This is a genomic window from Novosphingobium sp. 17-62-19 (assembly GCF_002256775.1).
Classification (GTDB): Bacteria; Pseudomonadota; Alphaproteobacteria; order Sphingomonadales; family Sphingomonadaceae; genus Novosphingobium.
In genome coordinates, this window is the sequence record NZ_NCII01000124.1 from 1 (window position 1) to 7020 (window position 7020).

9 protein-coding genes are annotated in these 7020 nt (G+C 62.2%); 3 read left to right on the forward strand and 6 right to left on the reverse strand.

What is annotated here, in order from left to right:
• Positions 1-1444 (reverse strand): MBL fold metallo-hydrolase (locus tag B7X90_RS17340; RefSeq protein WP_292626622.1); only part of this gene is annotated, 1444 nt, incomplete at its 3' end.
• Between the two features lie 273 nt (positions 1445-1717).
• Between B7X90_RS17340 and B7X90_RS17345 the strand changes: the two genes are divergently transcribed.
• The 3 genes from B7X90_RS17345 (at position 1718) to B7X90_RS18405 (ending at position 3491) form a co-directional block, all read left to right on the forward strand.
• Positions 1718-1960 (forward strand): DUF2933 domain-containing protein, encoded by a 243-nt coding sequence (locus B7X90_RS17345; RefSeq protein WP_366409857.1) that lies wholly within the window; start codon positions 1718-1720, stop codon positions 1958-1960.
• Positions 1957-2700 (forward strand): isoprenylcysteine carboxylmethyltransferase family protein, encoded by a 744-nt coding sequence (locus B7X90_RS17350; RefSeq protein ID WP_237364606.1) that lies wholly within the window; start codon positions 1957-1959, stop codon positions 2698-2700. The genes B7X90_RS17345 and B7X90_RS17350 overlap by 4 nt, the downstream gene beginning before the upstream one ends.
• Positions 2701-3101: 401 nt before the next feature.
• A complete protein-coding gene (locus B7X90_RS18405; protein ID WP_366409853.1) occupies positions 3102-3491 on the forward strand; it encodes a helix-turn-helix domain-containing protein in 390 nt (129 codons plus the stop codon).
• On the opposite strand, the gene B7X90_RS17355 is transcribed toward B7X90_RS18405, so the two are convergent.
• From B7X90_RS17355 to B7X90_RS17375, 5 genes are all read right to left on the reverse strand, one after another.
• Positions 3479-5047 (reverse strand): IS66 family transposase, encoded by a 1569-nt coding sequence (locus tag B7X90_RS17355; RefSeq protein ID WP_292626630.1) that lies wholly within the window; start codon positions 5045-5047, stop codon positions 3479-3481. The genes B7X90_RS18405 and B7X90_RS17355 overlap by 13 nt on opposite strands.
• A 67-nt stretch (positions 5048-5114) precedes the next feature.
• Positions 5115-5468, reverse strand: a complete 354-nt coding sequence (gene tnpB / locus B7X90_RS17360) for an IS66 family insertion sequence element accessory protein TnpB (protein WP_048578803.1) — start codon at positions 5466-5468, stop codon at positions 5115-5117.
• On the reverse strand, positions 5465-5887 hold the full coding sequence (locus B7X90_RS17365; protein WP_152536469.1) for a transposase: 423 nt from the start codon (positions 5885-5887) through the stop codon (positions 5465-5467). Before B7X90_RS17365 ends, tnpB begins: the two co-directional genes overlap by 4 nt.
• A gap of 155 nt (positions 5888-6042) precedes the next feature.
• On the reverse strand, positions 6043-6453 hold the full coding sequence (locus B7X90_RS17370; RefSeq protein WP_237364605.1) for a hypothetical protein: 411 nt from the start codon (positions 6451-6453) through the stop codon (positions 6043-6045).
• A 343-nt stretch (positions 6454-6796) separates the two neighbouring features.
• On the reverse strand, positions 6797-7020 hold a 224-nt coding region (locus B7X90_RS17375; protein WP_292626638.1), incomplete at its 5' end, for a hypothetical protein.

A 7020-nucleotide genomic window follows, 5' to 3' on the forward strand; every position in this document is an offset into this window, starting at 1 on the left:
AGCTACCCAGCGCCGGTACGCTGCATGCCCAGCCCAGTTCCTCCGAGACACGCTTCGCCAGGACCTGGGCGCCGGTCGGCTCGCCATGGGTGACATAGAGGTGGCGCGGGGCCTCGTGCAGCGACCCGAGCCAGCGCATGAGTTCGTCGCTGTCGGCATGCGCCGAGAGCATCGTCAGGTTGGCGACCTCGGCTTCGACCGGGATATACTCGCCGTGGATCTTGATCGTCCGGGCGCCGCCGATCATGGCGGCGCCGCGGGTGCCCGCCGCCTGGAAGCCCGAGAAGAGGATGAGGTTCTTCCCATCCGGCGCGAAGCGCTTGAGATGGTGGAGCACGCGGCCGCCCGTTGCCATTCCACTGGCCGAGATGATGACCTTGGGGGCGGGGTTGGCGGTGAGTTCCTTGGATTCCTCCACTTCCCGCACATAGTGCGCGACGCTGCACGCCGCTTCGCACTCGGTGCGGGCCAGGCGATGCTCGTCCATGAAATCGCACATCAGCCCGCTCGCGTTGATCGCCATCGGGCTGTCGAGGAAGATCGGGATGTCGCGGAGGCGTCCCTGCGCGCGCAGACGCGAGAAATGATAGAGAAGCGACTGAACCCGTCCCACGGCGAAGGCCGGGATCACCACCGTCCCGCCTCTCTCGACGCATCGCTCGACATGATCTCCAAGCGTCTTTGTCGGATCGACCTGCTCGTGGCGCCGATCGCCATAGGTCGATTCCACCAGGACATAGTCGGCGCGCGCGGGCGGCTCGGGATCCTTCATCACCGCATCGCCGTAACGGCCGATATCGCCTGAGAAGAGGATTGTCCGCCCCTTCCAGTCGATCTCGATCGACGCCGCGCCGAGGATGTGGCCGGCGCGATGATAGCGCACCCTGATGCCGTCCGTGACTGCATGCCACGCTCCGAACTCGATCGGGCGGAAGAGCTGCAATGCCAGACGCGCGTCGGCCTGGGTGTAGAGCGGCAGCGCCGGCTGGTGCCTTGAGAAGCCGTGCCGGTTGGCGAACTCCGCATCCTTTTCCTGCAGATGGCCGCTGTCGGGAAGAAGGAGCTCGCACAGGGCCGCGGTCGCCCGCGTTGCAAGGACGGTACCGTCCCAGCCCAGGCGCGCCATGCGCGGCAGCGCACCCGCGTGATCGAGATGAGCGTGGGTCAGCAGGACCTGGCCGACATCCGCGACTTCGGGTGGAATTGGCGCCCAATTAAGGCGGCGCAGATCCCTGGGTCCCTGAAACAGGCCGGAATCGACAACGATCTGAGTTTCACCATCGTCCACCAGATAACGCGACCCTGTGACCGTTCCCGATCCGCCGAGAAAGGCGACGCCGAGACCATCGGCCGGGCGCTTGGCCAGATCGATCCTTGCTTCGCGCTCAAGGACGGTCACGCCGGACTGGTTGCGGGAATGGTGCCGTTTCCTTCTCTTGTGCATGGACGCGGGCCTGCCTCTCACGATTATGTTCGTGAGCGCAGCATTGGTTCGCGGACGCCGCACGCCTATACGCAAAAGCCGCAGCACGACTGCTGCTCCCCGACAGCTGCGTCGCGCGAACGCCGGTGGCCGATCCGATCGATCACCTTACCCATGCTTGCGCGATGCCCGGCGGACTTCGGTCTCTACTTATACCTTGCTCCTTGGACTCGAGCCTATGCTGGCTGGACGTTGACCAGAAGAGGCCGGCATATGGGCGAACATGACCATCGCATGCGCAAGCGCGGCAAGATCGTGCTGATCGGCTTCCTGCTCGTCGCCAGCTTCTTTCTCCTCACCGAGCACACCGCGCACTTCCTGGGTGTGCTGCCCTATCTCATCCTGCTCGCCTGCCCGCTCATGCACCTGTTCATGCACCACGGCCGCGGTGGGCATCAGCATAGCCATGAGCCCGGTCAGGCACCCGCCGGCTTGCCGGCCAATCCCAACGGCCGCATCGAAGGAGAGCCGCGATGACGCACGCCGACTATGGCTATGGTCTGTGGGGGCTCGCGCTGGTCAATGCCGCCGTTTTCATCCTCTTTGCGTTCAGCTTCTTCAAGCCGGCAACGCGGCGCGACTGGCGCAGCTTCGGCGCGTTCAGTGCGTTCATCGTCGCGCTCTTCGCCGAAATGTATGGCTTCCCGCTCACCATCTTCCTGCTGTCGGGGTGGCTCCAGTCGCATTTCCCCGGCGTCGACTGGTGGAGCCACGATGCCGGCCACCTCCTGGAGATGATGTTCGGCTGGAGGGTCAACCCGCATTTTGGCCCGTTCCATCTTGCCAGCTTCGTGCTGATCGGCACGGGCTTCTGGCTGATCTCGGCCGGATGGGCGCCGCTTCACGCAGCCCAGCGCGTTCACAAGCTCGCGACGACGGGAATCTATGCCAGGGTCCGCCATCCGCAATATATCGGGTTCATCCTCGTGATGCTCGGTTTCCTGCTGCAATGGCCGACGTTACTGACGCTCGCCATGTTCCCCGTGCTGGTCGTGATGTACATCCGGCTAGCCCGGCATGAAGAGAAGGCGGCGCTCGCAGAATTCGGGAATGAGTATCGCGACTATATGGCACGAGTGCCAGCCTTCGTTCCCCGGCTAACGCCTCGGCCCGCGCGTCCTGTCCGTTCATCCACGCCCTTGGAGAGGCAAGGCGCGGCTCGATCGGGGGCGGAACAGGCTTTAGCCAAAAAGCACGATTGGCCGCGCCGAGGCTGAGGGGTTGGGCGTCGGGGTGCGTATTACATTCGAGCGATGGAGCTTACGCCGATCGCCATCGCATCTCGGCACGTTGATTTGAGATGCGGCCCACGCTCGTTTCGGCGGATCGCACGGAGGGAAATCTGTTATGCCTTTCGATGCGACGTTGTTCATCAAAACTCGGATTGCGCCGGCCGTCGAAAGGTGCACCCGCGCCCCGAAACAGTCTGCCGTCAGCCGGATGAACACATGCCGAGGCGCCCTTAACCTCCGCTTGGAACTAACGCTCTCGCGGCTCGCACTCTCGTCTCAGCACTTTTTCCGTAGCGGATAACCAGCCCCTCTGCCGCACCAGGATCGGGTGCCGCGGAAGATCTGGCGCAGCCCCGCCGCCTCCTTGATGTTAAGAGAGTAATTGGATGGGTATCGAGTCACAGAGCCAAGTTCATCAATCAATAGACCCCGCTGCAGCCGACGCGATATTTCAAACCCTGAGCGCACGTTGGGTGTTGCACATCCTGGTAGCGCTGAGCAAAGACGATCTCCGCTTCACGTGCCTTCGCCGAGAGATACCGAGGATCAGCGCCAATGTGCTTACGGTCCGCCTGAGGGAACTGGAAGCGGCATGTCTGGTCTCGAGGACGACTTCGCCGCCACCGGATTCCTATCAACTTTACGGACTGGGGCCGTTGGCACATGGGTTGCGACCGGCGCTGCAACATCTGGAGCAATGGAGGATACAGCTCGGTGTATTCGGCAAGACCGTAAGCGCTAAAACACCCCCACGGGGGAGCGCTCAGGCGGCCTGATCGATGACGGGGCTGGTGGCAGCGCGACTATCTACCCAGTTGCATGGGAGCAGATCATCGATGGGATCTGCATCGCCGCGCAGGACGATGCGGGCGAGGACATCGGTGAGGTAGGCCTGAGGGTTGATGCCGCCCAGTTTGCAGGTTTCTATCAGGCTGGCAAAGGTCGCCCAGTTTTCAGCCCCCAGGTCATGGCCTGTGAACAGGGCATTTTTCCGCTGGAGGGTAATTGGCCTGATTGAGCGCTCGACGGTATTGTTATCCAGCTCGATCCGTCCATCCTCAAGGAAGCGGACGAGGCCCTTCCAGTGGTTGAGGGTGTAACCGATGGCCTCGGCTGTATGGGAGCCGCGGGGTAGTTTGGGCAGCATTTCCTTGAGCCATGGCAGCATGTCCGTGATGATCGGAGCGGCTTCAGCCTGGCGCACCGCCAGTCTGTGTTCGGGGCTGGAGCCTCGGATACGAGCCTCGATCTTGTAGAGCCCGGCGATCCGCCGCAGGGCCTCATCGGCGACCGGTGCGTTGCCGCCCTTGGCATCGTCGAAGTAGCCCCTCCTGACATGTGCCCAGCAGAAGGCGAGCGTTCCGGGACCGGCCCTTCGGTCCGGCGCCTCGATATGCTTGTACGCGCCATAGCCGTCGCACTGGACGATGCCGGCGAAGTCCCCGAGCAGCTTTTCCGCCCAGACTTTCCCGCGACCTGGCATGTAGGTGTAGGCGACAGCCGGTGGATCGGTGCCGCCATGCGCGCCATCATCACGAGCGATCGCCCAGAGATATCCCGTCTTCACCTTGCCGGTACCGGGAGCCAGGACCTTGGCCGTGGTCTCGTCAACGAACAGCCTCGCGCCCGATAGGAGGTCGGCCTTCATCCGGCTGGTCAGGCGGCAGAGCCAGGCGGCGGCTCTGCCTGCCCAGTTGCACATTGTTCCCCTGTCGATCTCGATACCCTGGCGCCGCATTGCCTGTGCCTGCCGGTAGAAGGGAGTGTGATCGGCATATTTCTTGACGAGAACATCGGCGATCAGCGCCTCGGTGGGCAGGCCGCCTGGCACCACATGCTTGGGCGCAGGCGCCTGGAACACGCCATCGCTGCATGCCCGGCACGCCATTTTCGGTCGGGACGTCACGATAACGCGATACTGGACAGGGATGACATCGAGCCGGCTTGATATGTCGCTGTCGATGCAGTGCAGCGCGCCTCCGCAGCAGGGGCATTCCGTCTCGTCAGGGAGGATCACTTCCTCAACGCGGGTCAGATGCGCTGGCAGCGACGCCCGTGCTGTCCCAGGCTCCCTTCGCGCCCGCTCCTTCTTTTGGCCCGCTGCGGCCGCAGCCTGCTCGGCCAAGGCTTCCAGTTCAGCGCGGGCAACATCGAGGTCGTCGAGGCCCAACGCCAACTGATCCTCGTTCAGCTTCTCCGACCGTTTTCCGAATGTCGTCCGGGTGATCTGGTCGATGATATGCTGCATCCGAGCTTCACGCTCGAGGCCGGCCAGGACCATCGCCTTGAGAATGGCGACATCGTCAGGAAGGTCGGCTGCCGTGGCGGACATGCCCTATTTCTGGCAGTTTCCGGGCAGTCCGCAATGGCATTTCGATCAGGGGAATCAGGCTTGCGACCTATCGCGTCGTCACCGGAGCCTGAGCGCGCGGCGTGTGCATTTTCGACCACTGCAGCCCTTCGAACAAGGCTGACGCCTGTGATGCCGACAGCCGCATCACGCCATCCTGTGCCCGTGGCCAATGGAAGCCCCCAGTCTGCAAAACCTTGCTCACGAGCACCAGGCCGCTGCCATCCCAGACCAGGAGCTTGATCCTGTTCGCCCGCTTGGAGCGGAAGATGAAGACTACCCCCGAGAAGGGTTTAAGTCCGAGTTCATGCTCGACCAGCGCCGCCAGGCTGACGGCCCCTTTCCTGAAGTCGACCGGTTTTGTCGCCACCATCACCTTAAGCGGCCCTGGCGGGATGATCATCCCGACCGGCTCACTGCGGCAAGCACACGGGCGATATGTTCCTCGCTCACCCCTGGCGGCACATGGATCGCCAGCCTTGCCGTGCGGATCACGATCTCATCGCCTCCACCATCAGCCGAGCCGGAGCCGTCCGCATCTTCAACCACCGCCGGAACGAAACCCAGCTTCTTGCTGGCCAGGCGCTTGCCCGGAATGCTGTCATGCCGCCACGCATAAAGCTGCTGCGGCAGTAACCCATGCGTCCGTGCGATTTCTGCGATGTTGGCGCCGGGCTCAAAACTCGACGCGATGATCCGCGCCTTGGCCTCGGCCGACCAGCGACGACGCGCCGGTCCCGCTGGAATGACATCCATACGCGAGGGCCGCTGGCCCTCCTGCCTTTCGAAACCTGTTTCGAATGTTCTTACATCATCAGCCACTACGATACCCCTCGGATGAGGGGCAGAGCATAGACAGATCAGCAGCTACGAAAATGTGGGGAGGTTTTGGCGCTTACGCAAGACCTAGAGCTCCGATGATTCCATCGTGGATCGGAGTCGATTGCCGCGCCTGCGGAATGCTCGCCGCTCGTCACTCAATGCTCGGGGAGAAGGACCGCCGAAACCTCGCGATAATCGACAGGGTGGATGCGGTCTTTTGATTGAAAGCGCGCAAGATCCAGGGTTTCATCGCCAAACGTCACCGCGATCGAGTTTATGAGATAGGCGCGCGTCCGTGAATATGGCAGGATCCAGATCGCTCGCTGGGTGGGAATATTTTGGCGAAGTCTGGTAAGTTTGAGTGCCAGCAGCCGGCTCGGCTCATCATTCGACCCGACAGCGAGCAGCGTGGTCCCGTAGAACTTGTTCGGGGTTCGCCAGGACAATATCTGGCTGACCGTCGCCCGCTCCTCGACCAGCTTATCACATTGCCCGGCATATCGGTCACCGATCGCCCGTGACATTCCGACACCGATGCTGTCGCCAATGATAAGGCACGCGAACATCGAACATCCTAATAAAGACAGGTTTCAGGGCCACCCGCCTCGCCCGTCATCGACCGTGCAAGTGAGCCAGCACCTCTTAGTCTTTCATGGGCAGAACGCGCGCTGCAAGCGCTGAAATATCGGCTTCCCCAAGAATGTAGGAGGCGCCCGTTTCGGAAAAGAATAGTTGTACGCGCTCTTCCTCTGCGGTGGGCGGGCAGATTGGCGCCGTAGAATGACTGTCACTCCAGGAAGCGTCGACAAACTGAACAAGCTCAGACCAGGCCTTGATACCGTCGTCGTGAATCGTGATGCGTTCCCGTCCACGAAATAGGATAACAAGCACTGATACCTGCATGATACCTTAACTGTTGATGTGTATGGTCGATGGCTTGGCACGGTCCTCCGGCTCCTGACCGTGGTAGGCCGAGTACAGGCCGAGATCGCCGAAAATCGTCTCCGATTTGGAGCGATGCTGCATTATCGGTCGGGTCGTGTCCCACTGGGTGGTGTAAGAGCCGTCGATCCAAGGTAGGATCGGGATCAGGTCAGGCTGCCACGGCGGGCAGGCTGACGATGGGATTATGG

What these genes read in the sequence shown, in the direction of transcription:
- B7X90_RS18405 (WP_366409853.1), top strand. Translation starts at nt 3,102, where the DNA reads ATGGGTATCGAGTCACAGAGCCAAGTTCATCAATCAATAGACCCCGCT.
- B7X90_RS17350 (WP_237364606.1), top strand. Translation starts at nt 1,957, where the DNA reads ATGACGCACGCCGACTATGGCTATGGTCTGTGGGGGCTCGCGCTGGTC.
- B7X90_RS17345 (WP_366409857.1), top strand. Translation starts at nt 1,718, where the DNA reads ATGCGCAAGCGCGGCAAGATCGTGCTGATCGGCTTCCTGCTCGTCGCC.
- B7X90_RS17370 (WP_237364605.1), bottom strand. Translation starts at nt 6,453, where the DNA reads ATGTTCGCGTGCCTTATCATTGGCGACAGCATCGGTGTCGGAATGTCA.
- B7X90_RS17355 (WP_292626630.1), bottom strand. Translation starts at nt 5,047, where the DNA reads ATGTCCGCCACGGCAGCCGACCTTCCTGACGATGTCGCCATTCTCAAG.
- tnpB (WP_048578803.1), bottom strand. Translation starts at nt 5,468, where the DNA reads ATGATCATCCCGCCAGGGCCGCTTAAGGTGATGGTGGCGACAAAACCG.